Source organism: Rubritepida flocculans DSM 14296 (assembly GCF_000425365.1).
In the GTDB taxonomy this organism is placed as follows: Bacteria; Pseudomonadota; Alphaproteobacteria; order Acetobacterales; family Acetobacteraceae; genus Roseococcus; species Roseococcus flocculans.
Window position 1 is genome coordinate 25429 of the sequence record NZ_AUDH01000014.1, and the last position, 25884, is coordinate 51312.

Annotated in this window: 19 protein-coding genes; 7 read left to right on the forward strand and 12 right to left on the reverse strand. The window is 74.0% G+C overall.

The window, feature by feature from the left end; translation table 11 throughout:
* The first annotated feature begins 100 nt into the window (after positions 1-100).
* The gene (locus tag H596_RS0112525; RefSeq protein ID WP_027285185.1) at positions 101-1519 is read left to right on the forward strand and encodes a M20 family metallopeptidase; all 1419 of its coding nucleotides are present in this window, start codon (positions 101-103) and stop codon (positions 1517-1519) included.
* A 144-nt stretch (positions 1520-1663) separates the two neighbouring features.
* On the opposite strand, the gene H596_RS22975 is transcribed toward H596_RS0112525, so the two are convergent.
* The 8 genes from H596_RS22975 to recG form a co-directional block, all read right to left on the reverse strand.
* Positions 1664-2305: a histidine phosphatase family protein gene (locus tag H596_RS22975; RefSeq protein ID WP_051212924.1), complete on the reverse strand. Its 642-nt coding sequence runs from the start codon at positions 2303-2305 to the stop codon at positions 1664-1666.
* A gap of 94 nt (positions 2306-2399) precedes the next feature.
* Positions 2400-7043, reverse strand: a complete 4644-nt coding sequence (locus H596_RS22980; protein WP_051212926.1) for a choice-of-anchor I family protein — start codon at positions 7041-7043, stop codon at positions 2400-2402.
* Between the two features lie 166 nt (positions 7044-7209).
* Complete coding sequence (locus H596_RS0112540) at positions 7210-7650, reverse strand: NUDIX hydrolase (RefSeq protein ID WP_027285187.1); 441 nt, start codon at positions 7648-7650, stop codon at positions 7210-7212.
* Complete coding sequence (locus tag H596_RS0112545) at positions 7647-8648, reverse strand: DUF4340 domain-containing protein (protein ID WP_084602748.1); 1002 nt, start codon at positions 8646-8648, stop codon at positions 7647-7649. Before H596_RS0112545 ends, H596_RS0112540 begins: the two co-directional genes overlap by 4 nt.
* Positions 8645-10561, reverse strand: coding sequence for a Gldg family protein (locus H596_RS0112550; protein WP_037301260.1), 1917 nt, complete (start codon positions 10559-10561; stop codon positions 8645-8647). The genes H596_RS0112545 and H596_RS0112550 overlap by 4 nt, the downstream gene beginning before the upstream one ends.
* On the reverse strand, positions 10561-11292 hold the full coding sequence (locus H596_RS0112555; RefSeq protein WP_027285190.1) for an ABC transporter permease: 732 nt from the start codon (positions 11290-11292) through the stop codon (positions 10561-10563). Before H596_RS0112555 ends, H596_RS0112550 begins: the two co-directional genes overlap by 1 nt.
* A complete protein-coding gene (locus H596_RS0112560; protein WP_027285191.1) occupies positions 11289-12005 on the reverse strand; it encodes an ABC transporter ATP-binding protein in 717 nt (238 codons plus the stop codon). Before H596_RS0112560 ends, H596_RS0112555 begins: the two co-directional genes overlap by 4 nt.
* A gap of 58 nt (positions 12006-12063) precedes the next feature.
* Positions 12064-14151: an ATP-dependent DNA helicase RecG gene (gene recG, locus H596_RS0112565; protein WP_027285192.1), complete on the reverse strand. Its 2088-nt coding sequence runs from the start codon at positions 14149-14151 to the stop codon at positions 12064-12066.
* Positions 14152-14170: 19 nt separating this feature from the next.
* Between recG and H596_RS0112570 the strand changes: the two genes are divergently transcribed.
* Both H596_RS0112570 and mfd read left to right on the forward strand, forming a co-directional pair.
* Entirely contained in the window at positions 14171-14458 is a 288-nt protein-coding gene (locus H596_RS0112570; RefSeq protein WP_408735278.1) for an FAD assembly factor SdhE, read from the forward strand.
* Positions 14455-17886 (forward strand): transcription-repair coupling factor, encoded by a 3432-nt coding sequence (mfd, locus tag H596_RS0112575; protein WP_027285194.1) that lies wholly within the window; start codon positions 14455-14457, stop codon positions 17884-17886. Before H596_RS0112570 ends, mfd begins: the two co-directional genes overlap by 4 nt.
* On the opposite strand, the gene H596_RS21405 is transcribed toward mfd, so the two are convergent.
* Positions 17852-19198 carry an MATE family efflux transporter gene (locus tag H596_RS21405; RefSeq protein ID WP_037301264.1) on the reverse strand — a complete coding sequence of 449 codons (1347 nt, stop codon included), beginning with the start codon at positions 19196-19198 and terminating at the stop codon, positions 17852-17854. The genes mfd and H596_RS21405 overlap by 35 nt on opposite strands.
* Complete coding sequence (locus tag H596_RS0112585; protein WP_211225277.1) at positions 19195-20481, reverse strand: NAD(P)/FAD-dependent oxidoreductase; 1287 nt, start codon at positions 20479-20481, stop codon at positions 19195-19197. Before H596_RS0112585 ends, H596_RS21405 begins: the two co-directional genes overlap by 4 nt.
* Before the next feature lie 22 nt (positions 20482-20503).
* Between H596_RS0112585 and H596_RS0112590 the strand changes: the two genes are divergently transcribed.
* Complete coding sequence (locus H596_RS0112590; protein ID WP_027285196.1) at positions 20504-21595, forward strand: Ldh family oxidoreductase; 1092 nt, start codon at positions 20504-20506, stop codon at positions 21593-21595.
* A 9-nt stretch (positions 21596-21604) separates the two neighbouring features.
* On the opposite strand, the gene H596_RS0112595 is transcribed toward H596_RS0112590, so the two are convergent.
* Positions 21605-22000: a nuclear transport factor 2 family protein gene (locus H596_RS0112595; protein WP_037301267.1), complete on the reverse strand. Its 396-nt coding sequence runs from the start codon at positions 21998-22000 to the stop codon at positions 21605-21607.
* Positions 22000-23211 carry a nucleotide sugar dehydrogenase gene (locus tag H596_RS0112600; RefSeq protein ID WP_037301270.1) on the reverse strand — a complete coding sequence of 404 codons (1212 nt, stop codon included), beginning with the start codon at positions 23209-23211 and terminating at the stop codon, positions 22000-22002. The genes H596_RS0112595 and H596_RS0112600 overlap by 1 nt, the downstream gene beginning before the upstream one ends.
* Before the next feature lie 75 nt (positions 23212-23286).
* Between H596_RS0112600 and H596_RS21410 the strand changes: the two genes are divergently transcribed.
* Genes H596_RS21410 through H596_RS23845 form a run of 3 tightly spaced genes read left to right on the forward strand, consistent with a single transcriptional unit; the run spans position 23287 to position 25865 of the window.
* The gene (locus H596_RS21410; RefSeq protein WP_051212928.1) at positions 23287-24270 is read left to right on the forward strand and encodes a Bug family tripartite tricarboxylate transporter substrate binding protein; all 984 of its coding nucleotides are present in this window, start codon (positions 23287-23289) and stop codon (positions 24268-24270) included.
* Positions 24271-24279: 9 nt separating this feature from the next.
* Positions 24280-25152, forward strand: a complete 873-nt coding sequence (locus H596_RS0112610; protein ID WP_027285199.1) for an isocitrate lyase/PEP mutase family protein — start codon at positions 24280-24282, stop codon at positions 25150-25152.
* Positions 25149-25865, forward strand: a complete 717-nt coding sequence (locus H596_RS23845) for a haloacid dehalogenase type II (protein WP_027285200.1) — start codon at positions 25149-25151, stop codon at positions 25863-25865. Before H596_RS0112610 ends, H596_RS23845 begins: the two co-directional genes overlap by 4 nt.
* Positions 25866-25884 lie beyond the last annotated feature (19 nt).

Below are 25884 nucleotides of genomic sequence, written 5' to 3' on the forward strand. Positions count from 1 at the left end.
GAGTCGTTCCGAGCAGCTCGGCGCCATGGCCGATTGCAGCCATGGGCGATCTGCTCCGGGGGGCTCGCCACCCCCGCCCCGCCGGGTGCATGGTGGGGGCATGCAGAACAGCGAACCCATCTGGCGCCTGGTGGACGAGAAGGCGCAGCCGGCCATCGAGCTGTCCGACCGCGTCTGGGGCATGCCCGAACTCGCCTATGCCGAGACGCGCTCCGCCGCCGAGCACACGCAGTATCTCGAGCGCGAGGGCTTCCGCGTCACGCAGAACCTCGCCGGCATCCCGACCGCGATGATGGGCGAGGCGGGCGAGGGCGGGCCCGTCATCGCCATACTGGGCGAGTTCGACGCGCTGCCCGGCCTCTCCAACGAGGCCGGGGTGGCCGAGCCCCGGCCCATCCCCGGCGATGGCAACGGCCATGGCTGCGGCCACAACCTGCTCGGCGCGGGCTCGCTGCTCGCCGCCACGGCGCTGAAGGAATGGCTGAAGGCGGAGGGCATCCAGGCGCGCGTGCGCTACTACGGCTGCCCGGCCGAGGAGGGCGGGGCGGCCAAGGGCTTCATGGCCCGTGCGGGCCTGTTCGACGACGTGGATGTCGCGATCTCCTGGCACCCCTCGGCCTTCGCCGGCGTGAACGAGCCGCTGAGCCTCGCCAACACGCGCATCGACTTCACCTTCACCGGCCGCGCGAGCCATGCGGCGGCGAGCCCGCATCTGGGGCGCAGCGCGCTCGACGCGGTGGAGCTGATGAGCGTGGGCGTGAACTACCTGCGCGAGCACATCCCGCAGGAGAGCCGCATCCACTACGCCTATCTCGACGCCGGCGGGGTGGCGCCCAACGTGGTGCAGGCGCGCGCGAAGGTGCGCTACCTGATCCGCGCCGCGGATGTGACGGCGCTCAACGCCCTGGTGCCGCGCGTGCGCGACATCGCGCAGGGGGCCGCGCTGATGACGGGCACGCGCGTGGAGGCGCGGGTGATCTCGGCCGTCTCCAACCTGCTCGGCAACAGCGTGCTGGAGCGGACGATGCAGGACAATCTCGACCGCCTCGGCCCGCCCCCCTTCGACGCCGAGGACCGGCGCATCGCCGCCCGGTTCCAGGCCACGCTCTCGGAGGAGGAGATCGCCAGCGCCTTCCGCAAGATGGGGCTGCCGCGCGACGACTCGCCGCTGACGCAGCGCGTGGTGCCGCTCGAGAGCAGGCGCGCGCCGATGATCGGCAGCACCGATGTGGGCGATGTGAGCTGGGTGGTCCCCACCGTGCAGGCGCGGGGCGCGACGCACGCCATCGGCACGCCTCTGCATTCCTGGCAGGCCACGGCGCAGGGCAAGCTGCCCTACGCGCACAAGGGCATGGTGCATGTGGCGAAGGTGATGGCCGGCACGGCGGTGGACCTGCTGCGCCGGCCCGAGCTGATCGCCGCCGCGAAGGCCGAGCACCGCGAGCGCAGCGGCGGCAGATACGTCTGCCCGCTGCCCGAGGACGCCACGCCGCCCATCGGCATGTCGCTCGCCGTGTGATACGGTCGGCATGGCATGCCGACCGTATCGCGCGCAGGGTTGGCGTGGCGGCTGCGCGCCAAAGCAAGCTCATGCCAGCGGCCGCTCCGCCTTCTCAGGAGTCGAAATCAGCGGCCGCTGGTATGAGAGGCGCGGCGGGGCGGCCTACTGGCAGCCGTGGAAGCCGCCGTCCGGGAAGGGCGCGAACTCCACCACGCCGAGCAGGCTGCCCTGCGCCCCGCCCGGGGCGATGACCAGCGCCGCGCCTTCGGGGAAGGCGCGCCCGGCCACCGCATCGCCGAACACCATGATGCCCGGCGTGCGGTGGCCCACCAGCACGCGGTTCACCCCCGCGGGCACGGGGGCGGCGAAGAGGCGGCGGTGCTCGGCCAGCACCCGGTCGAGCCGCGGGCCCGCGTAGTCGTCGGCCAGCAGGCTCTCGGTCACCACCACATTCGCCGCGCCGAAGGCGATCTCCGCCGTGTCGCGCGCGCGATAGACGGGGCCGGCCAGCACCGGGAGCTGCACGGGAATGCCGAGCGCGCGCATCCGCGCCGCGATGGCGGCCGACTGCTCCCGCCCGCGCGGGGAGAGGTTGCGCTGCCCCGCGCGGTCGCCCAGGCGGTAGCTGCGGTCGCAGGGCTCGCCCAGCGTGTCGGCGTGGCGGAAGAACAGCACGAGGCCGCCCGCGCGCAGCCGGGGCAGAAGGCCCGAGGCCTCGACATCCACGGGCGCCAGGCGTTGCGCCCGGGCGGGGGCGGCGAGCAGCAGGGCGGGAAGCGCCCGCCGAGGGAGGGAGTGGCGCATGGGGCGGGGAGTGGGCCGCCCCGGAGGAATGTCAAGCCTCGCGCCGGGCGCATCGGGGGTGGACGGGCCCGCAGGCGCCGCCGCCCCCCAGCGCTCAGCCGATGATGATCTGGTCGGCGAGCTGCCCCGGCGTCAGGCCCACCACGAGGATGCCGCCCGCCCCGCCCAGCGCCTGGGTGGACACCAGCGTGCCGCCGCTGACCGCGGTGAGCGTGATGCCCGAGGCCAGCCCCTCGAAGCGCAGGAAGTCGAAGTTCCCCGCCGCCTCGCCGAAGTCGAAGATGCGGTCGAAGACGCCGGCCTGGAAATCCGCCGCCTGGAACCAGAACACGTCGTTGCCGGCGCCGCCGTAGAGGTCGTCCGCGCCCGCGCCGCCGAAGAGCTGGTCGTTGCCCGCACCGCCCACCAGGATGTCGGCCCCGCCCTGGCCGTAGAGCCAGTCGTCGCCGGCGAGGCCGTAGAGGATGTTCGCCTGCGCGTCGCCGATCAGATAGTCGCCATGGGCGGAGCCGATGACGTTCTCCACGGCCAGCATCCGGTCCTCGGCCGCCTCGCCGCCCGCGCCCACGCCGATGTCGAGGCGCACCACCACCCCTTGGGCGGACTCGAAATAGGCGATGGTGTCCACGCCGTCGCCGCCGTCGAGCCAGTCGGCGCCGAGCCCGCCGTAGAGCAGGTCGCCGTCCAGTCCGCCGAGCAGGATGTCGTTGCCGCCCTCGCCCACCAGCGTGTCGGCCCCCGCGCCGCCCCGGGCGCGGTCATTGCCCGCGCCGAGGAAGACGACGTCGTCGCCCGCGCCCGCATCCACATCGTCGCGGCCGTCGCGGAAGACCAGCCGCTCGTCGCCCGCCCCGCCGGCGAAGGCGAAGTCGAAGGGGCCGGAGCTGGCGCGCTGCGCCTGCACGAGGCTGACGCGCTCGCCCACGATCACCTGCACATAGGGGTCGCCCACCGTGTCCTGGCGGAAGGCGAGGTTCTGGATGCGCGTGTCCTCGGCCCGGCCGAGGTCCAGCACGTCGAAGGCCTTGGCCTGGGTGCCGTGGCGGGCGGCGAGATACTCCGCCAGCGCATCCTGCTCCGAGCCCTTGGCGGCGAAGCTGGCCACGCCATCGGGCAGGGCCGGGTTGTTGAGCAGATCCACCCGGCTGCCGGGGATGGTGAAGGCCGGGAAGGGGTAGCCGTCGCCGCCGAGCAGCGGATTGGCGCCCGGGTTGGCCAGGAAGTTCAGCGTGACCAGCGAGATGACGCGGTTCGGGTCGCCCTGGAGCACGCCGTCGCGCACGATCACGTCGGCCACCGTGCCGTCGTCGTTGTAGAGGACGAGGTTGCGCACCCGCTCGCCCACCACGCCGCCGGGCGCGGTGTCGGAGAGGGTGGCGCCGGCGCCGCTGCCCACCGTCACCAGCACCTGGGCGGGGCGGCTCAGGTCGAAGGAGAAGGCGGCGCCGCCGATCTGCGGGAACTGGCCCGGGGTGTTGGTGGGGGTGCTGCCCGCCACCGCATGCTCGAAGATGCGCTCGAGATTGGCGGCGGTGACGCTGAGCTTGGTGAGGCTGTTGTTGAAGCGCAGCGAGTTCTCGATGTCGAGCTGGCTGACCGCGCCCTCGGGCTTGTTCACGCTTGGGTTGGCCGGCGGCGGCAGCTCCTCGGGCGTGGGCTGGCCCGCGATGCGGCCGATCTCGGCGCGGATGCCGCCGCCGTTCTTCAGCGAGAGCGCCACGGTCGGGTCGAGCTGGCGCGCGACGAAGAGGTTCGCATCCGCCGTGAGGTTGCCCAGATTCGTCTCCTCCGTGCGCACCTCGCTGCGACGGCCCTCGAGGAAGACCTCGGTGAAGCCGAAGACGTTCCCGTCCTTGGCGTTGATCACGGCCTGCACGGCGTTGGAGATGGTCTGCACCTGGCCGCCGCGGGTGCCCGCCGCATAGGGGTCGCTGCCGCCCCACAGCGCCGCCACATTGGCGTCGGTGGTGGCGATGGGGCCGTTCAGCGCCGGGTCGAGGGCGGAGGTGTTGATCACGCCCTGGGCGTCGAACTCCACCACCAGCCGGCCGACATAGGCGTATTCGCTCGCCGTGTTGACGACCACGACGGGGTTGCCGTCCAGCCCCGTGCGCAGCGTGGGGTAGGGCGAGGCGATGCTGTCGCCGGGCCGCAGCGCGTCGTTCCCGTCGGCGAAGACGGCGTGGCTGCCGCCGGCGATGATGATGTCCACGCCGCGCAGCAGCGTGGCGAGCTCGAGCTCGAGCTGGTACTGCTGCAGATGCGAGAGCAGGATCACCTTGTTGATCCCGAGCGCCGTCATCTGGTCCACATAGGGCTGCAGGATCTGCGCGAGCTCGGCCATGTTGTTCAGCCCGCCATCGCCGGCGGGATCGAGCACGCGCACCCCGTCCACCGTCGAAATCTGGCCGAGGATCTGGGTGGTGACGCCGAGCACGCCGATCGGCTCGCCGTTCTCGTGGATCACCGTCCAGGGCGAGATCTGCCGGTCGAGGTTCTCGGCCGCCACGGCGTTGTTGTCGGCAAGGTCGGCCGCGGTGGTGGCGTAGCTCGCCGCATCGCGCAGCATGGGCGTGAACAGCGGGTTGAGCGCCGCATCGCCCGAGAAGTTCAGGTTGGCCGAGAGATAGGGGAACTGCGCGCCGATATTGGTCACGCGCAGCCCGGGCGTGGTGCCCGTGGTGTTGGAGGTGAAGTCGATGGCGGCGGCGAGCGCGTTGGTGCCGAGGTCGAACTCGTGGTTGCCCAGCACCGAGGCCTGCACGCCGATGGCGTTGAGGATGGCGATGTCGGCCGCGAAGAAGGGCGAGGAGCTGCCGTTCAGCGCGCCCAGCGTGCCCGGCGGCAGGCCCAGCGCCTGCTCGTAGAAGGCGCGCAGCACGGGCACGACGGTCGCATCCGTGCCGGCGGCGGCGAAGGGGCCGGGGATGAAGTTGTCGCCGGAGGAGAGGGTGATGCTGTTGGGCAGCGCATCCTCCAGCCGGTCCACGATGGCGGCGAACTGCTTCATGCGGCCGCCCGCGAGCAGCCCCGCCTCGAAGTCCGATCCGTGCAGGATCTGCAGCACATAGCTTCCCGAGGGGCCGCCCGAGGCGTTCACGTCGTAGAGGGTGGTGGTGCGGCTCACCTCGTTCGCCACCGCAAGCCGCGCATCGCCCGTCCCGCCCACGCCGGGGGTGGCGGGGGGGACGAAGACGCTCGTCTCCGGCGCCGTGTCGCCCGGCTTGTTGATGAAGCCGAGGAAGGCGACCTCCGTCGGGCTCTCGATGCGGAACACCATGTTGGCGTTGGCACGCTCGAGCCCGACGAAGACGTGGATCTCGCCGCCGATGGTGGCGAGGGTGATGTGCTCGGGCTCGGCGCCCTTGTCGTCGGAGCGCGTGTCGGCATAGCCCTGCGGCAGCAGCGCGGCCACGGTGCGGTCGATGAAGTCGCCCGAGTCGAAGACCTGGGTGAGGGTGGGCGCGGAGGCCGTGCCGCCCACCTCCCAGATCGAGAAGCTGCGGCCGCCGAAGATGTGGATCTGGTCGAGCTGCCCGTTGCCGTCCGTGTCGCCCGACCAGCGGCTGACGTTGAGCCGGCCGAGATCGCCATCGGCCCGGCGCGACTGGATCTGCGCGAGCAGCCCGGCCTCGATCTGCGGCATGCCCGCGGGCGGGGTGCCGCCCGAGGCCGGCACCAGCGCCGAGAGGCGCACCGCCTCGTTCAGCGGGTGGGCGTTGCCGGCGCTATCGCCGCTCGGCAGCAGCCCGTATTCGCGCGCATCGCCCTCATTGGCGGTGACGAGATAGGTCCGCCCGCCCGATTCGAAGGCCGCGATCGCGTCGGGCTGATACATGCCGAAGACGGGGAGCTGGCGGATGTTCGGCCCGCCATCGCGGTCCGAGCTGTCGATGCCGCGCCCGGCGAGGCTGTGATCGGCGAGGCCGAGCGGCAGCACCGTGACCCAGCCCAGCGGCCCCGCCATGGCGTCGAGGTTGAACACGCCGATGGCGTTGTTCTCCTGCAGGGTGACGAAGGCGCGCGCGCCGTCGGGCGAGATGGCGATGTATTCCGGCTCGAAGTCGAGCGAGGGCAGGGCGGTGTTGTAGGCCGCGCTGCCCGGGATGGCGGTGTTGATCTTCACCCCCGCCGCACGCAGCGCCGCGGCCTGCGCGTCGAAGGCGCCGAAGCCGAAGAAGGTCGAGGTCCAGTTCAGCGGATCGGGGTCGGCGATCTCGATCACCGTCACGCCGCCCGGCGGGTCGGCGGGGAAGCTCGAGGCGTAGGGCGTGGCGCCGGAGGTGTCGGGCACGGGCTCGCCCTCGATGGCGACCAGAAGCCGGGCGCCATCGGGGGTGAACACCACCATGTCGGGCACCGCGCCCACCTCGAAGGTGGCGGTCCAGGCCGCCCCGGTGCCGGCCCCGTTGATGGTGTAGAAGGCGACATAGCCGTTCGCGCCGGCGGCGGGGCCATCGAGCGCGATGGCGAGGGTGTCGCCATGCACGGCGATCGAGTTGCCCGTGCCATAGGCCGGCGGGGCGCCCCCGCCCGGGGCGGGGATGGCGCTCTTCGGAATGGCGAAGGCGAGCGCGCCGTCCGCGAGCCGCAGCGCATCCACCCCGTCCGCGCCGATCACGAACAGCAGGCCGCGGGCGGCGTCCAGCGCCACCACCTCGGAGCCCCGGGCCGCGCCGGCGGGCAGGGCGGTGGCGGCGTGGTTCACGGTGAAGAGCGGGCTGGCGATGCTGTTCATGTCGACCCCGTGCGGATGTTTCGGGCGTCATGACCTATCCATGCGCCGCCCGGCGGTCGTTGCAGCAACCCTTAAGCTTCGATGAAGAGTCCTTGAAAAGATGCGGTTATTTCTGCCTGAAACCTGGGCAGCGACATCCTGCTGCCCCCGGCTGGTCAAGCTTTCGTCATGCCGAGGCCATGCGGCGGCCCGATGCAGCGGCGGCGATCACCTCCTGCGCCTCCCGCGTCAGGCCGAAGGGCGCGAGCGCCGACAGCCCCGCCCAGGCCACCGCCGAGACATCGTCGCCCGGCGCCGCCTCGCCCGCCAGCCATTCGGCCGCGTAGTCCACGATGGTGTAGTGGAAGCGCAGCGCCCCCTCCGCGTCATGGGTGAGGGAATCCACCACCGCGACGAGGCGGAGCGGGCCCACCTCCACCCCCGTCTCCTCGCGCAGTTCCCGGCGGGCGGCCTCCTCGGCACGCTCGCCCAGGCGCTGCGCGCCGCCGGGCAGCGACCAGGCGCCCAGCCGCGGCGGCCTGCCCCGGCGCACCAGCAGCACCTCCTCGCCGCGGAACACCACCACGCCGATGCCGATCCAGGGCCGGTCGGGGTATTCGCGGCTCATTCGGGCATCAGATCGGCGAGGCGGGGGATGATGGCCTTCTCCTTCCATTGGCCGAGCTGATAGGCCCAGCCGCGCAGGCGCGCCTCCAGCGCCTGCGCCTCCGGCCCGCCCTCGGCGCGCAGCACCACCCAGAACTGGCCCTCATGCAGCCGCGGCCAGGCGGTCAGCGTCACCTCGTCGGTGTAGAGGAAGCGCGCCTCGCCCAGCGCCTCGCCCGGCAGATCGGGCCCGGCGCGGCGCACCTCGGTGAAGGTGAGCATCTCGAAGGCGCGCCCGATTTCGTCCAGCGCCAGCGGGTCCGGGGAGGGGGCGTTCTCGGGGGCGACGAGGCGCAGCGGCGCCTCCGGCGCGGCCTCGCGCGCGACGACGAGCGGCTCCTCGCCCGCGCGGCGGATTTCGGCGCGGCGCAGCCGTTCGGCGGGGAGGTTGGCGATGTCCCGATCCACCCAGAGCTGCGGGTCGGCGTCCGCCACGAGCCGCCCCTCGGCGAGCCAGGCGCGCGCCTCGCCCGCGCGGCGCAGATAGACGGTCTCGGGCGCGGCGCCCTGGGTGCGGACGCGCCGGCGGCCGAGCAGCAGGTCCACGAGCGGCGCGCCCGATGCGTCCAGCACGCGCAGCCGCAGGGCGGTGCTGCCCGGGCTCGCGGGGTCGTCCACGCCGAGCCGTGCATGGGCCGCCGCGTCGCTGCTGCGCTCCTCGATCAGGCGCAGCTCAGTCAGCCCCGTCAGGGTTTCGCGCACGCGGCCGGGCCGGGCGGGATAGCCCTCGAGTTCCTCGATCCGCCAGCTCTCGCCTTCCCGCAGCAGGGTGACGCGCTGGGCGTGACGGATCACCTCGATCCGCGCCGCCCCGCCCAGGCGCTCGGCAAGGCCCGGATAGGCCAGGTCGCCGGGGGCGAAGCGGCCCTGCTCCTCGCCGGGCGGCGCGAACCAGAGCCCTGCGCCGAGCGCCCCCGTGCCCGCCAGGCCCAGCAGCAGAAGGCCGCGGCGCGAGATCATGCCCGCGCCGCCCGGCGCCGGCGCGCCCGCCAGAGCCCCATGCCCAGCGCCGCCGCCGCCACCAGCAGCGGCACCAGGCCGATGTTGAGCGCGCGCAGCCAGCCCTCCAGCGCCTCGATGTCGCGGCGCATCTCGAGCTGTACGGCGCGCAGCTCGCGCCGGGTGGCGGCGATCTCCTCGCGCGCGCGGTCGATCTCGGCGCGCTGTTCGGGGGTGATCACGGTCTGGTTCGCGTTGCGCTCGCCGCCGCCCGTGCCCTGGCGCAGCTCGCGCAGGCGGCGCTCCGTGGCCTGCAGCCGTTCGGTGAGCTGCTGCTCGCTCTGGCGGAAGCGGGCGTCCGCCTCGCGGCGGATCGCCTCCACCACCTCGAAGGGGCGCTGGCTCTCGCCGCGCGAGCGCAGGCTGATCATGGCGTCCGAGCCGGCGAGCGTGTCGGCCAGGTTCACGATGAAGCTGCCATTGCCCGAGAAGGGGGTGGCGACGGGCTGGCCGAAGAACTCCTGCACGCGCACCCAGAAGCGGTCCTCCAGGATGTCGCTGTCATGGATCACGACGAGGTTCGCCGGCCCCTCGCTGCGCGGGAGATGGGCGGGAAGCCCGGCGGGGCGCTCCGCCCCCTCGGGCGGGGCGGGCGGGCCGTCGGGGAAGGCGGAGACGAGGTTGCCCCGGATTCGCGCGGCGATCACATGCCGTTCGCCATCGGCGCGGAAGCCCGCGAGCAGCCGCGCCGCCTGGGGCTGGCCGCGCACCTCCGCCGCATCGGCCAGCATGGACTGGCGGGAACTGGTCAGCAGCGGGACGAACTCCACGCCCGCGCCGGGGCGCGGCCGCAGCACGCCCGCCGAGGCCACCGTCACCTGGTCGAGCGGGGCGGTGGCGATCTCCTCGCGGTTCAGGCTGTCGCCCTGCAGGTTGAACCAGGCGATGTAGTCCACCGCCTGCACGCGGTCCCCCGGCGCGGCGCGCACGCGCCAGGCGCCGCGCAGGTCGAGCACCACGCGGTCCTTGGGCGCCTCCACCCCCCAGGGCTGGAGCAGCCGGTCGAGCGAGGAGGAGGTGTCGCGCGGCGCGCCGGGCATGGCGGGGGGCCGGGCGGCCTGCATCTCGCTGTGCGGGTCGATGAGCAGGATCAGCCGCCCGCCGCGCATCACGAACTGGTCGAGGGCGTAGAGGGTCGCCTCGGACAGGCCCTGCGGGTGCGCCACCATCAGCAGCCGCAGATGGGCGGGGATGAGCGGCGCGTCGGTCGGCACCTCCTCCACCGCGAAGGCCTCGCGGAGCTGGCGCATCACCACCATCGGCTCCGCCAGCCGCGGCTGGCGCAGCATCAGCGCGCGCGGATCGCCGTTCAGCGGCAGCCCCGTCATCACGCCCAGCGCCGGCTTCTCGGGGTTGGAAAGCTCGAAGATCAGCCGCGTCAGGTCCGCCTCCAGGAAGCGTTCGCGCTCGGCCTGGAAGAAGGGGATGACGCGCTCCTCGTCGGCGAGGTTGGCCGCAGCGAGGCCGAAATAGACCTGCTCGCCGCTCTCGTTCAGCGGCACGCCCTGGATGCCGAGGGCGATGGCGCGGTCCTCCACCTCCGAGAAGGGCTCGGGGTCGAAGAGTTCGAGGCGCAGCCGGCCGCCCGCGGCGGCGACGTATTCGCGCAGCAGGGCGCGCACCCGCTCGGCATAGGCGCCGTAGTGCGGCACCTCGGCGCCCAGCCGGCGCGAGTAGAAGAGGCGCAGTGTGATCGGATCCTGCAGCCCCGCCAGCACCTGCCGCGTGCCGGGCGAGAGGGTGTAGAGCCGCCCCTCGGTGAGATCGAGCCGCGCCGAGGGCGGCAGCCGCTCGGCCAGCAGATTGACGCCCACCGCGAGCAGCAGCGCGAAGACCACGCCGAGGGAGGAGAAGATCAGGCGCTGGCGGCGCATCAGTCGGCCTTCCGATGGTCGAGCACGGCGGCGTTCACGAAGAGCCAGAAGCCGATGAAGCTCGCGAAGAACACCACGTCCTTCGCCGCGATCACGCCGCGCGCGAAGCCCGCGAAGCGCTCGGCGACGGAAAGCGCGCGCGCGGTCTCCGCCAGGGCGGGCAGCCGGGCGGAGAGGAACTCGCTCACCACCGGCGAGCCGGCCGCGGCGAAGAGGAAGCAGGCGGCCACCGCCAGCACGAAGGCGATCACCTGGTTGCGCGTGCTGGCCGAGAGCGCGGCGCCCAGCGCCAGATAGGCCCCGGCCACCAGCAGGCAGCCGACATAGCCCGCGAGGATCGCGCCGTTGTCCGGGCTGCCCAGGAAGTTCACCGTCAGCACGAGCGGGAAGGTGAGCAGCAGAGCCACCGCGCAGAAGGCCCAGGCGGCGAGGAACTTGCCCAGCACCGCCTGCCAGGGCGAGAGCGGCAGCGTCAGCAGCAGCTCGATGGTGCCCAGCCGCCGCTCCTCGGCCCAGAGCCGCATGGTCAGCGCCGGCACGAGGAAGAGGAACAGCCAGGGCACCAGGTTGAAGAAGGGGATCAGATCCGCCTGGCCGCGCGCGAAGAAGCCGCCGACCGTGAAGGTCAGCGCGCCCGCCAGCACGAGGAAGATCACGAGGAAGACGGCCGCCACGGGGGTGGCGAAATAGGCCGCGAACTCGCGCCGCGCGACCGCGAGAAGCCCCCTCATGCGGCCTCCGCCGGCAGGGTCAGCGCGCGGAACACCTCCTCGAGGCTGCGCCCGTCGCGCACCAGCCCCGCGGGCGTGTCGTCGGCCAGGATGCGCCCGCGCGCGATCACGATGGCGCGGGTGCAGACCGCCGCCACCTCCTCCAGGATGTGGGTGGAGATCACGATCGCCTTCTCGGGCGCCATGGCGCGGATCAGGCCGCGCACCTCGTGCTTCTGGTTGGGGTCGAGGCCGTCCGTCGGCTCGTCCAGCACCAGCACGGGGGGGTCGTGCAGCAGGGCCTGGGCGAGGCCCACGCGCCGCTTGTAGCCCTTGGAGAGGGTCTCGATGGGCTGGCGGCGCACGGCTTCGAGCTGCGTCAGCGCCATGGCGCGGGCCACCGCCTCGCGCCCGCAGCCGCGCACCCGCGCGCAGAAGGCGAGGAAATCCTCCACCTCCATCTCGGGATAGCTGGGCGCGCCCTCGGGCAGGAAGCCGAGATGGCGCTTCGCCGCCACCGGCCTTTCCACCACATCCTCGCCGCAGATGCGCGCCGTGCCGGCGCTGGGCAGCATGAAGCCGGCCAGCATCCGCATGGTGGTGGATTTGCCCGCGCCGTTGGGGCCCAGGAAGCCCACCACCTCGCCCCGCGCCACGGAGAACCCCACGCCCTCCACCGCCGTGAAGGCGCCGAAGCGTTTCGTCAGCCCCTCGATCTCGATGAGCGCCGCCACCTCACACCCCCGGTGAATCGCGGCGCCCGGTTTACCGTCCGCGCCCCGGTTTTCAAGGTCATCCGGCGGCGAGGTAGCCGGCCGCCTCGCGCTTGCCGAACAGGTCGAGCAGCAGCCGCGCCGCCCGCCCGCGCGGCGAATCGAGCATGGGGTCCTGGTGCAGCAGATGCGCCGCGTCCTGCGCGGCCATGGCGATGAGCGCCGCCTGGCGGCGGGCGGCGCGCTCGCCCTCCTCCTCCTCGCCGCGCAGCGCGAGGCGGTAGAGCCGCTGCCCCGCCTGGCGCGTGCCCAGAATGTCTCCGCCGCCGCGCAGGCGGAGATCCTCCTCGGCGATGGCGAAGCCGTCCTCGCTGTCGCGCAGGATGGAAAGCCGCTCGCGCTCGCGCGCCGAGAGCCCCTCGGAATGCACGAGCAGGCAGGAGGAGGGGCGCGCGCCGCGCCCCACCCGTCCGCGGAGCTGGTGCAGGGCCGACAGGCCGAAGCGCTCGGCCTGCTCGACGAGCATGATGGTCGCCTCCGGGACATCCACCCCCACCTCGACGACGGTGGTGGCGACGAGGAGCCGCGTGCGCCCGGCGGCGAAATCGGCCAGCGCGGCCTCGCGCACCGCCACGTCCAGCTCGCCGTGCGCGAGGCCGACGAGGCCCGGGAAGCGGGCCGAGAGCTCGGCGAAGCGCGTCTCGGCGGCCACGCTGTCGTCGTGCTCGCCGCCGGTGATCGCGCGCACCACCCAGTAGGCGCGCTCGCCGCGCGCGAGGGCGGCGGCCAGGCGCTCCACCACCTCGGGCAGCCGTTCCGCGCCGATCACCCGGGTGGCGATGGGCTGGCGGCCGCGCGGCTTCTCGGCGATGCGGCTCACCTCCATCTCGCCCCAATGGGTGAGTTCGAGGGTGCGCGGGATGGGGGTGGCGGTCATCACCAGCATGTCCGCGCCCATGCCCTTGGCGGCGAGCTCCAGCCGCTGGGCCACGCCGAAGCGGTGCTGCTCGTCCACCACCGCAAGGCCGAGATCGCGGAAGCGCACCCCCTCCTGGAACAGCGCATGGGTGCCCACGACGATGGGCAGCGTCCCCTCCGCCAGCCCCTCCAGCACGCGCCGCCGCGCGCGGCCCTTCACGCTGCCCGCGAGCAGCGCCACCGGCACGGGGCACAGGCGCTCCAGCGTGCGCAGGTGCTGCCGGGCGAGGAGCTCGGTCGGCGCCATCAGCGCCGCCTGCGCGCCGCTCTCCACGGCCTGCAGCATGGCGAGGACGGCCACCAGCGTCTTGCCCGCGCCGACATCGCCCTGCAGCAGCCGCAGCATGCGGCGCGGCGCGGCGAGGTCGGCCGCGATCTCGGCCAGGGCGGCCTGCTGGGCGGGGGTGGGCGCATGGCCGAAGCGGGCCAGCGCCTCGGCCTGCAGCCGGCCGTCTCCCGGCCGCGCGCGCCCCGGCTGCCCGCGGCGATGCCGGCGCAGCAGGGCGAGGGCAAGCTGATCGGCCAGCACCTCGTCATAGGCCAGCCGCTCGCGCGGGGCGGGGCCTGGCGGGGCGATGGGCGCGTGCAGGGCGCGCAGGGCCGCGGCGAAGCCGGGCCAGCCCTCGCGCCGCAGCAGGGCCGCATCCTGCCATTCGGGCAGGGCGGGCAGGCGTTCCAGCGCGGCGCGCATGGCCGGGGCGAGGTGGCCGCGCTTCAGCCCCTCGGTGAGCGGCCAGACGGGCTCGAGCGGCGGCAGCGCCTCCGGGCTCTTCGCCACCTCGGGATTGATGCAGGAGAAGCCATCGCCCTCCGGCCGCAGCCTTCCCGCGATCCAGCGCCGCTCGCCGCGCGGCAGCAGGCGCTCGATGTGGCCGAGCGCCCCGCCCATGAAGCGCAGCGTCACCCGCTCCTCGGTGCGCACCTCCACATAGCGGCGGCGCGTGGCCTTGCTCAGCGCGGCCCGGGCCATCAGCGGGGTGAGGGGCAGCACCGCCTCCGCCTCGGCCGGCGCCTCCTCGGGGCTTGCGATCGGATGCCGCTCGGCGATGCGCTCGGGCAGGTGGAAGAGCAGGTCGAGCACGCGCCCGCCGCCCACCGCCTTCTCGATCAGCGCCGCGCGCGCGGGGCCCACGCCCGGCAGGCTCGTCACGGGGGCGTGCAGGGGGGCGAGGCTGACAGCATCCGACACGGGGCCCTATATGCCACCCGTGACGAGTCCCGACGAAACCCCCGCCCTCTCCCCCCGCCACCGCCGCCTTCTCTTCCGCGCGCAGCACCGCGGCACCAAGGAGTGCGACCTGATGATCGGCGGCTTCGTGCGCCGCCACATCGCCGCGCTGGGCGAGGCGGAGCTGGCGGAGCTGGAGGCCATCCTCGAGCTGCCCGACGTGGACCTGGCCGACTGGCTCTGCGGTCGCCGGCCCATGCCCGCCGATCTGCGCTCGCCGCTGCTCGAGCGCATGGCGCAAGAGGCGCGCGCGGGCCTCGCGCGATGACGCTCGCCGTCTTCGGCGCGCCGGAGGGCTTCGACGCGCTGCTGCTGCGCGCCCGCCGCGTGGAGACGGCGGCGCCCGTGCTGCATGTCTGCCGCGACGACGCGCGCATGGCGCGGCTTGCGGAGGCGCTCGGCTTCTTCATGCCCGAGGCGGAGGTGCTGCGCTTCCCCGCCTGGGACTGCCTGCCCTACGACCGCGTCTCGCCCAACCCCGACATCCTGGCCGAGCGGGTGGCGACGCTGGCCGAGCTCGGCACGCCGCCCGCGCGCCCGCGCATCGTCCTCACCACCGTGAATGCGCTGGTGCAGCGCGTGCCGCCGCGCCGCGTCTTCGAGGGCGCGGCGCTCGCGCTGAGGAAGGGCGGGCGCGTGGCCATCGCGGAGGTGACGGCCTTCCTCGAGGCCAACGGCTACGGCCGCACCGGCACGGTGATGGAGCCCGGCGAATACGCGCTGCGCGGCGGCATCCTCGACCTCTTCCCCGCCGGCGAGCCCGAGCCCGTGCGCCTCGACTTCTTCGGCGACGAGATCGAGAGCCTGCGCCGCTTCGACCCCGGCACGCAGCGCAGCGGCGCGGCGCTGGAGCGCCTGACGCTGCGGCCGGTGGGCGAGGTGTTCCTCGATGCGGCCTCCATCCAGCGCTTCCGGACGAACTACCGCGAGCTGTTCGGCGCCGCCGCGGCGGAGGATCCGCTCTACCTCTCCATCAGCGCCGGCCGCCGGCACCCGGGCATGGAGCATTGGGCCGGGCTGTTCCACGAGGCGATGGAGACGCTGCTCGACCACCTGCCCGGCGCCTCGGTCAGCCTCGACCACCAGGCGGAGGAGGCGCTCGCCGCGCGCCTCGAGATGATCCAGGACCATTACGAGGCGCGGCGCACCCCCTCGCGGCTGAACGAGGGCGAGACGCCCTACCGCCCCGCCCCGCCCGGGCTGCTCTACCTCGACCGGAGCGGCTGGGAGGCGATGCTCGCGGGGCGCGAGGTGCTCGGCTTCTCGCCCTTCGCCCGCCCGGCGGGGGCGGAGGGCATGGACGCGGGCGGGCGGCCCGGCCGCCTCTTCGCCGAGCTGCGCGCCGCGGGGGAGAACCTGTTCCGCGCCTATGCCGCCCATGCCGAGAGCGAGCGCGGCCGGGGGCGGCGCCCGCTGCTCGCGGCCTGGACGCGCGGCTCGCGCGAGCGGCTTGTCGCGCTGCTGCGCGAGAACGGCGTGGCGGCCGAGCCGATGGAGGATTTCTACGCCTTCCAGCGCCTCGCCGCGGGCACGGTGGGCGTGGCGGTGCTGGGGCTCGAGCGCGGCTTCGTGGCGGAGGGCCTCTCCGTCACCGCCGAGCAGGACCTGCTGGGCGAGCGCATCGCCCGCCCGCCGCGCCGGCGCAAGCGTGCCGACCAGTTCATCGCCGACGCCACGCAGATCGAGGTGGGCGACCTGCTCGTGCACGCCGAGCACGGCATCGGCCGCTACGAGGGGCTGGAGACGGTGCAGGTGGGCAACGCCCCGCACGACTGCCTCAAGCTCGCCTATGACGGCGACGCGAAGCTCTACGTGCCGGTGGAGAACATCGAGGTGCTCTCGCGCTTCGGCAGCGAGACGGCCGGCGTGGCGCTGGACAAGCTCGGCGGCGCCTCCTGGCAGGCGCGGAAAGCGCGGGCGAAGAGCCGCATCGCGGACATGGCCGCGCACCTCATCCGCGTGGCCGCCGAGCGGCAGACGCGCAGCGCCCCCGTCATCGCGCCGCCCGAGGGCAGCTACGACGAGTTCTGCGCCCGCTTCCCCTACGCCGAGACGGAGGACCAGGCGCGCGCCATCGCCGATGTGCTGGAGGATCTGGCGGCGGGCCGGCCCATGGACCGGCTGATCTGCGGCGATGTCGGCTTCGGCAAGACGGAGGTCGCCCTGCGCGCGGCCTTCGCGGTGGCCATGGCGGGCTCCCAGGTCGCGGTGGTGGTGCCCACCACGCTTCTCGCGCGCCAGCATTTCCGTACCTTCCAGCGCCGCTTCGAGGGGCTGCCGGTCAGGGTCGAGCAGCTCTCGCGCATGGTCGGCGCGAAGGAGGCGAAGGCGGTGAAGGCCGCCCTCGCGGACGGCTCGGTGAACATCGTCGTGGGCACCCATGCGCTGCTGGGCAAGGAGATCGCCTTCGCCGATCTCGGCCTCGTCATCGTGGACGAGGAGCAGCATTTCGGCGTGAAGCACAAGGAGCGGCTGAAGGAGCTGCAGGCCGGCGTGCATGTGCTCACCCTCACCGCCACACCCATCCCGCGCACGCTGCAGCTTGCCCTCTCCGGCGTGCGGGAGATGAGCGTGATCGCCACCCCGCCGGTGGATCGCCTCGCGGTGCGCACCTTCATCATGCCCTGGGACGGGCTGGTGCTGCGCGAGGCCATCCAGCGCGAGAGGTTCCGCGGCGGGCAGGTGTTCTGCGTGGTGCCGCGCATCGAGGACATGGCCCGCATGGCCGAGCGCCTGGCCGAGATCGCGCCCGAGGCGCGCGTGGTGCAGGCGCATGGCCGCCTCTCCGCCAGCGAGCTCGAGCAGGTGATGACCGAGTTCGCGGACGGCAAGCACGACATCCTGCTCGCCACCAACATCGTCGAGAGCGGCCTCGACATGCCGGCGGTGAACACGCTGATCGTGCATCGGGCGGACATGTTCGGCCTCGCCCAGCTCTACCAGCTCCGCGGGCGCGTCGGGCGCGGCAAGCAGCGCGGCTACGCCTATCTCACCTGGCCGGCGCAGCAGCGCCTCTCGCCCGGCGCGCAGAAGCGGCTCGAGGTGATGCAGACGCTGGACAACCTGGGCGCGGGCTTCACCCTCGCGAGCCACGATCTCGACATCCGCGGCGCGGGCAATCTGCTGGGCGAGGAGCAGTCGGGCCAGATCCGCGAGGTGGGGATCGAGCTCTACCAGGAGATGCTGGAGGAGGCGGTGGCGGAGCTGCGCGCCGGCGCGCGCAGGCGGCCCGAGGCGGAGGGCGCCTTCACCCCGCAGATCAACCTCGGCCTCGCGGTGCTCATCCCCGAGAGCTATGTGAGCGAGCTTCCCGTCCGGCTCGGCCTGTATCGGCGCATCGGCGCGCTGGAGACGGAGGCGGAGCTGGAGGCGATGGCCGCCGAACTCGCCGACCGCTTCGGGCCCCTTCCGCCCGAGGTGCGGAACCTGCTCGACGTGGTGGCGCTGAAGCTCGCCTGCCGCGCGGCGGGGGTGGAGAAGGTGGATGCGGGGCCGAAGGGCATCGTGCTCGCCTTCCACCGCAACCGCTTCGCCAACCCTGCCGGGCTGATCGCCTGGGTGCAGGGGCAGAAGGGGCTGGTGGCGCTGCGCCCCGACCAGAAGCTCGTGCTGAGCCGGGAACTGCCCTTCGACCAGCGGCTGAAGGCCGCGCGCGGGCTGGTCACGAATGTGCTGAAGGTGGCGAAGGCGGCGTGAGGGGCCCCCACACCCCCGGCCGCACCGCCACCGCCGCCAGCACGCCATAGGCGGTGATGCCGAGCGCCACGGCCAGGAACTGCCCCGCCATGCCGAGGCCCAGCGCATCGCCGAGCAGCCAGCCCCCGCCCACCGCGATCAACAGCCGCGACAGCCCCGCCGCCACCGGCCAGCCCATCCGCCCCGCGCCCATCGCCGCGAAATACATCGCCATGCCGAGGCCGAAGCCGCCGAAGGCCGGCCCCACATAGGAGAGCGCCTGCGCGGCGATGGCCGCCACCTCCGCATCCGAGGCGAAGAGCCGGGCGAAGAACAGCGGAAACACCGCCACCGTCGCGCCGATGGCGCTGCACAGCGCGAAGGCCATGCCCCCGCCCACCCAGGCGGTGCGCCGCGCCGTCTCCCAGTCGCCCTGGCCCACCGCGCGGCCGACCAGCGCCGTCAGGGCCGAGCCCACGCCGAAGGCGAGCGGGATCATCATGAACTCGAGCCGCGCGGAGACGCCATAGGCCGCCACCGCCGCCGCGCCATGGGCCGCGAGCCGCGCGGTGACGAGGATGGTGGCGAGATTCGCCACCAGCGCCAGCGTGCAGGCCACCGCGCCCACGGCCAGGATGCGCCGGAAGAGCTCCCAGCGCAGCCGCAGTGTCAGCGCGGGCACGAAGCCCGCCGCCCCCGAGAACACCACCCGCGCCATCACCGCCGCCGCCGCCCAGAAGCACAGCGCGAAGCCGAGCCCGAGGCCCACGAGGCCGAGGCCGAGCGTCTCGGCCAGCAGGAAGCCCAGCGCCGGATAGGCCATCCAGGCCAGGTTCAGCACCCGCGCCGCCAGCCCGTGCCGCCCCGCCCCGCGCAGGATGGAGGCCAGCGTGTTCGCCGCCCAGGCGGGAACGGCGCCGAGCCCGAACAGCGTCATGGCGTAGGGCGCGCCCGCCGCCGCCGCCACCGGCCCGCCGATCCAGCCCAGCAGCGCGAAGGGGAAGAGCGCGAGCGGGACGATGAACAGCAGCGCGAAGCCGAGCGCGATGAGCAGCGCGTGCAGCGCGAGCGCCGCCGCCTCCTCCGGCCGCTGCGCCCCCAGCGCGCGCGAGATCGCGCCCACCACCCCGCCGCCCATCGCGCCTGCCGACATCTGCCCGAGCAGCAGCGCGAAGGGCAGCACCACCGCCCAGCCCGCCAGCGCCTCGCGCCCCAGCCGCGCGGCGATCCAGGTCTCGATCAGCAGCGCGGCCACCTGCAGCGCCGAGAGCAGCGTGGTGGGCGCGGCGAGGGCGAGGATGCGGCGCGCCAGCTCGCCGGCCGAGGGCCTCACGCGAAGCGCCCGATGGAAAAGGGCGAGAGATCCGTGTTCGGCGCGGGCCCCAGCATCGCGCGCGCCAGCAGCGCCCCCGTGGGCGCGGAGGCGGTGAGGCCGAGATGCCCGTGCCCGAAGGCGCACCACAGCCCGGGATGGTTCGGCACGGGGCCGAGCACGGGCAGCGTGTCGGGCAGGCAGGGGCGATGGCCCATCCAGAAGGGCCGCGCATCGGCGGTGCGCGCCTGCGGATAGACCATGCGCAGATCCTCGAGCAGCAGCGCGGCGCGGGCGGGGTTCGGGGCGCGCTCGGTGCCGCCGAACTCCACCGTGCCGCCCACGCGCAGCCCCTCCTCCATGGGCGTGAGGAAGGCCTTGCGGTCGGCCGGCACGACGGGCCGGCGCGGCATCACGCCCGGATCGGGCAGCATGACGTGATAGCCGCGCTGGCTCTCCAGCGGCACGCGCAGGCCGAGCGGCGCGAGCAGCCTGGCCGACCAGGCGCCGGCCGCCAGCACCACCTCATCGGCGAGGATCGCCTCGCCCTCCGCGCGCACGCCGATGACGCGCGGCCCCTCGGCGAGCAGTGCCTCCACCCGCGCGCGGCGGATCGCGCCCCCCATGCGCGCGACGCCGCGCGCCACCACCCGCGCATGGCGCAGCGGGTTCACGCAATGTCCCTGGCGCGGGAGGAAGACGCCGATGCTGTAGGCCGCGCTCACCTCCGGCTCCAGCGCGAGCACGCCCGCGCGGTCCAGCACCTGCATCTCGAGGCCGTGCGCGCGGCGCAGCGCCCAGGCGGCCTCGTCCTTCGCCAGGTGCGCCTCGTCCCGGTAGAGGTAGAGCTGGCCTTCGTCGCGGATGAGGTCGAGCGCACCCTCGGCGCGCAGGATGTCGCGGTGCCGCTCCTCCGCGCCCGCGAGGAGCTGCGCCATGCCGTCCGCGATCTCGCGCACGCGCGCGGGCCGCGCGCTGAGCACGAAGCGCCACAGCCAGGGCAGGGCGGCGGGCCAGTAGGGCGCGGGGATGTGCAGCGCCGCCTTGCGGTCGAGCAGCATGCGCGGCACCTGCGCGAGCACGCCGGGCATGGCGAGCGGCGCGACGCTGCCCGCCGAGATCGCGCCCGCATTGCCCGAGGAGGCGCCCTCGCCCGGGCCGTCGCGGTCCAGCACCGTCACCGCCGCGCCGTCGCGCTGCAGGAACCAGGCGACGCAGAGGCCGACGATGCCGGCGCCGACGACGATCACGCGGGGCGGGTTGGGCATCGGGCGATGCTCGCGCATCATGCGCGCGCCGTCCATGCGCCCCTTCGGAGGAAACGCCATGCTCCACGCCACCGTCGATTCCGTGCGCGCGCAGATCGCGGCCATCCTCGCCGCCTGGGGCGCGCCGCCGCACCTCGCCGAGACCACGGCCGAGGTGATGGCCGAGACGGACCTGATGGGCGTGGACAGCCACGGCATCTCGATGCTGACCATGTACGAGGAGATCCATCGCGCCGGCGTGCTGCGCCTCGCGGGGGAGCCCTTCCTGCGGCGCGACTATGCCGCCACCGCGCTGGTGGATGGCGCGGACGGGCTCGGTCATCCGGCGGCGATGATGGCGATGAAGCTCGCCATCGAGAAGGCGCGCGCCTTCGGCATCGGCGCGGTGGGCGTGGTGAACAGCCACCATTTCGGCGCGGCCGGCTGCTACGCGCGCATGGCCGCCGCGGCGGGGCTGATGGGTCTCGTCACCTCCACCGCGCGCGGCGTGATCCTCGTGCCGACGCGCGCGGCCGAGCCGGTGCTCGGCACCAACCCCATCGCCTTCGCCGCCCCGGTGCCCGGCGCGCCGCCCATGGTGCTCGACATGGCGACGACGACGGTGGCGGCGAACAAGGTGAAGGCCTACCACCTGAGGGAGAAGGATCTGCCGCCCGGCTGGGTGGTGGACGGCGCGGGCCGCCCCGTCACCGCCCATGCGGAGGCGATGGAGTTCGTCTTCCGCCGGCGCGAGGGGGGAATCACGCCGCTCGGCGGCGGCGAGGAGACGGGCGGGCACAAGGGCTATGGCCTCGCGCTCATGGTGCAGATGCTGGCGGGCGCGCTGGTGGGCGGCAGCTTCTCGGCCCTGCGCGCCCGCACGGCGCGGCCCGGCCAGCCGCACAACATCGGCCATCTGATGATCGCGCTCGACCCGCGCGCCTTCCGCGACCTGGCCGACTACGAGGCCGATGCGGCGGCGACCCTCGCCCTGCTGCGCGAGACGCCGCCGGCCGATCCGGCCCTGCCCGTGCTCGCGCCCGGCGATCCGGAGGAGGCGGCGCGCGCCGAGCGGCTTTCGGGCGGCATCCCCATCCCCGAGGCGCTGGAGCGGGAGCTCCGCGAGATCGCGGCGCGCGCGGGCGCGCCCTTCCTGCTGCGGGCGGCCTGATGGCGGCGCTCAGCCCGCCCGCGTCTCGGTGCGGAAGGCCTTGCTCACGATGCGCCAGCCCTCGGCGGTCTTGAGCAGTAGCAGATAGTCGGTGAACCAGCGCGGCGGCAGGCAGCAGGCCAGCTTCACGCAGGCCGCCTCCTCGCCCGCGAGGTCGATCGCGAGGATGCGGTCCTCGCGCACCAGGCCCTGGGACTGCGCGGAGGGCCGCGCGCGCACCGCCGCGAGCCATTCCTCGCGCGGCAGATCGGCCACCTCGCCCGCGCTGAGGCTGTAGAGATGCGCGCAGGGATGGAAGGCGCGCGCGAGCTTCTCCGCATCGCCCTCGTGCAGCCCGTCGAGGTAGAGGCGCACCACCGCCTCGATGGCGGCGAGCTCGGGCAGGGTGGGGGGCGCTTCGGGCATCACTCGGTCTCCTCGTCGCGGAACAGGCCGCGCGTGTCGATCACGGCGCGGCCCTCGAGCCAGGCGCGCGGGATGCGCGCGAAGGCGGCATGGTCGGTCAGCAGCAGCACGGCGCCCGGTGCGGCGAAGGCCTGCTCCAGGGTGAGGAGCGGCGCGGCGAGCCCCTCGGGGGGCGCGGCGAGGTGCGGCTCCACCGCCACCACCTGCCCCGGGAAGCGGCGCGCGAGTGCCGTGGCGATGGCCAGCGCGGGGCTTTCGCGTAGATCATCCACATCCGCCTTGAAGGCGAGGCCGAGGCAGATCAGCCGCTCGCCCGCCTCGGCCAGCGCGGCGGCGCGGGCGATGACATGCGCGCGCTTCGCCGCGTCCACCGCCCGCGCGGCGGGGATGAGGCGCGCGGCCTCGGGTGCGGCGGCGGCGAGGAACCAGGGGTCCACCGCGATGCAATGCCCGCCCACCCCGGGCCCGGGCCTGAGGATGTTCACCCGCGGGTGGCGGTTGGCCAGCGCGATGACGCGCCAGACGTCGATGCCCTGCGCCTCGGCGATGAGCGAGAGCTCGTTGGCGAAGGCGATGTTCACGTCGCGGAAGGCGTTCTCGGCGAGCTTGACCATCTCCGCCGTCGCCGCATCCGCGCCCAGCACAGCGCCGCGCACGAAGAGGCGGTAGAAGTCCACCGCCCGGCGCGTCGCCTCGGGCGTGAGGCCGCCGGCCACGCGGTCGTTCTCGGTCAGCTCGGTCAGGATGCGGCCGGGCAGCACGCGCTCGGGGCCATAGGCGACGTGCAGCGCCGAGAGATCGGGCCGCAGCGCGCCGAGCAGCGCCGCCACGCGCGCGGTGGCGCCGATGGGGCTCGTGCTCTCGAGCAGCACCAGGTTCTCCTCCGCCAGCGCGGGGGCGAGGGCGCGCGCGGCGGCGAAGACATGCTCGAGCACCGGCGCGTGGTCCGGCCCGAGCGGCGTGGGCACGGCGATGAGGAACACCTCCGCCGGGGGCGGCTCGGCGTGCAGGGTGAGCAGGCCCGTGCGCAGCCCGCGCTCCAGCAGCGCCTCCACCTCCGGCTCGGCGATGTGCGCGCGGCCGGAGGCGAGCCGCGCCAGCACGGCGGGGTTGCTGTCCACCCCCTGCACGCGGAAGCCCCGGCTGGCGAGCAGCGCGGCGGTGGGCAGGCCGATGTAGCCGAGGCCGAGGATGGTGACGCGCGGGAGCATGGCCCATCCTGCCATGGCCGCAGGGCTTCCGCACCCGCGCGCGCCGCGCCACAAAGGCGATGGAGGAAGAACGCCATGACCCAGCGCCGCGCCCTGCTCGCCCTGCCTGCCCTGTGGCCTGCCCTGCAGCCCGCGCTCTCGCCCGCGCCGGCCGCGGCGCAGCCCGCCTGGCCGCAGCGGCCCGTGCGCCTCGTCGTGCCCTATGCGGCCGGCGGCGGCACGGACATCCTGGCCCGCGCCCTGGCCGAGGCGCTGCGCCCCGCCCTGCCGCAGCCCGTGGTGGTGGAGAACCGCGCGGGCGCCGCGGGCGTGATCGGCAGCGAGATGGTGATGCGCGCCGAGCCCGACGGGCAGACGCTGCTCATGGTCGTCTCCACCCATGTGATGAACCGCCACGTGATGGCGCAGCTTCCCTTCGACCCCATCCGCGACTTCACGCCGGTGGCGATGCTCACGCGCAACACCATGGTGCTGGCGGCCAGCGCGGCGCTGCCCTTCACCGATCTGCGAGGCATGGCCGCTTATGCGCGCGCCAACCCCGCGCGGCTTTCCACCGGCAGCACCGAGGCGCTCTCGAGCTTCCTCGGCCAGGAACTCGCGCGGCGGCTCGGCATCGAGACGCCCGACGTGCAGTACCGCTCCGGCGGGCAGCTCATGACCGACATCGTGGCCGGGCACCTGCCCATGGGCTGGACCAGCACGGCGAGCGTCACGCCGCACATGGGCACGGGGCGGGTGCGGGTGATCGCCGTCTCCACCGCCACGCGCACGCCCTTCTTCCCCGATGTGCCGAGCGCGCAGGAGCAGGGGGTGGCGGAGTTCGACCTGGCGGGCTGGGTCGGCCTCTTCGCGCCGCCGCGCATGGCCGAGCCGCTCGCCGCGCGCATCCGCGAGGCCTTCATGGGCGCCTTCCGCGACGAGGCGCTGCGCCAGCGCCTCGCCACGCTCGGCATCGAGCCCGATCTGCGCGACGGGGCGGGGCTGCTCGCCGCCATGCAGCGCGAGGACCGTCTCTGGGCCGCGGCCGCCGCCGCCGGCCACATCCAGCGCCAGCAATAGGAACACGTCATGGCCAATCCCGCCCTCAAGGCCGCCTTCGCGGCCAGGCGCTTCATCGTCGCCCCCGGCGTCTTCGACATGATCAGCGCGAAGATCGCCGACGGCATGGGCTTCGACTGCCTCTACGGCACGGGCTTCGGCACGGTCGCCTCGCATCTGGGCGTCGCGGATGCCGGCATCGCCACCTACACCGACATGGTGGCGCGCATGGGCCAGATGGCGCGCGGGGTGAGGACGCCCATGATCGCCGACGCCGATACGGGCTATGGCGGGCTGCTCAACGTGCGCCACACGGTGCAGGGCTACGAGGCGGCGGGGCTTTCGGGCATCCAGCTCGAGGACCAGGAGATGCCGAAGAAATGCGGCCACACCCCGGGCCGCCGCGTCATCCCCGCCGAGGAGATGGTGCTCAAGATCCGCGTCGCCGCCGAGGCGCGGCGCGACCCCGACTTCCTCATCGTCGCACGCACCGATGCGCGCACCACCCTCGGCCTCGAGGAGGCGATCCGCCGCGGGCGGATGTACGGCGAGGCGGGGGCGGACATCGTCTTCATCGAAAGCCCCGAGAGCGAGGCGGAGATGGCCGAGATCGGCCGCAGCATCGACAAGCCGCTGCTCGCCAACATGGTGGAGGGCGGGCGCACGCCCATCCTGCCCGCGAAGCGGCTGGAGGAGCTGGGCTACGCCATCGCCATCTATCCGGCGGTGGGCTTCCTCGCGGCGGCCGCGGCGCTGGAGCGCGCCTATGCGCACCTCAAGGCCGCGGGCGACAGCCTCGCGCTCGGCGAATCCTACGGCTTCCGGCGCATGACGGAGCTGATGGGCTTCCCCGAGGTCTGGGCCTTCGAATCGCGCTGGGCCGCGAAGGACGCCGCCGAATGAAGGAGGTCCAGGCTCTCGTCTTCGACGTGTTCGGCACGGTGGTGGACTGGCGCAGCGGCGTGGCGCGCTGGCTCGGCCCCTTCCTCGCCGCGCATGGCCGGGGCGATCTCGACCCCTTCGCGCTCGCCGACGCCTGGCGCCGGCGCTACCAGCCCGCGATGGAGGAGGTGCGCTCGGGCCGCCGCCCCTTCACGCGGCTCGACGTGCTGCACCGGGAAAATCTCGAGCTGGTGCTGCGCGAGCACGGGATGGACCCCGGGCGCATGGCCGAGGCCGATCTCGATGATCTCAACCGCGCCTGGCACCGGCTCGACCCCTGGCCCGATGTGCTGCTCGGCCTGCACCGGTTGAAGCGGCGCTTCTTCATCGCGCCGCTCTCCAACGGCAACATCCTGCTGCTGGCGAACATGGCCAAGCGCGCCGGCCTGCCCTGGGACGCGATCCTGGGCGCGGAGCCCGTGCGGGCCTACAAGCCGCAGCCCGAGGCCTATCTGCGCACGGCGGACATCCTCGCCCTGCCGCCGGGGCGCCTCTGCCTCGTCGCCGCGCACAACGGGGATCTGGCGGCGGCCCGCGCCGCGGGGCTCGCCACCGCCTTCATCCCGCGCCCCACCGAGCACGGGCCGGGGCAGAAGATCGACCTCGCGCCCGAACAGGCATGGGACTGGGTGGCGGAGGATTTCGTGGATCTCGCGGCGCAGCTCGGGGCGTGATCATGCCAGCGGTCGCCGG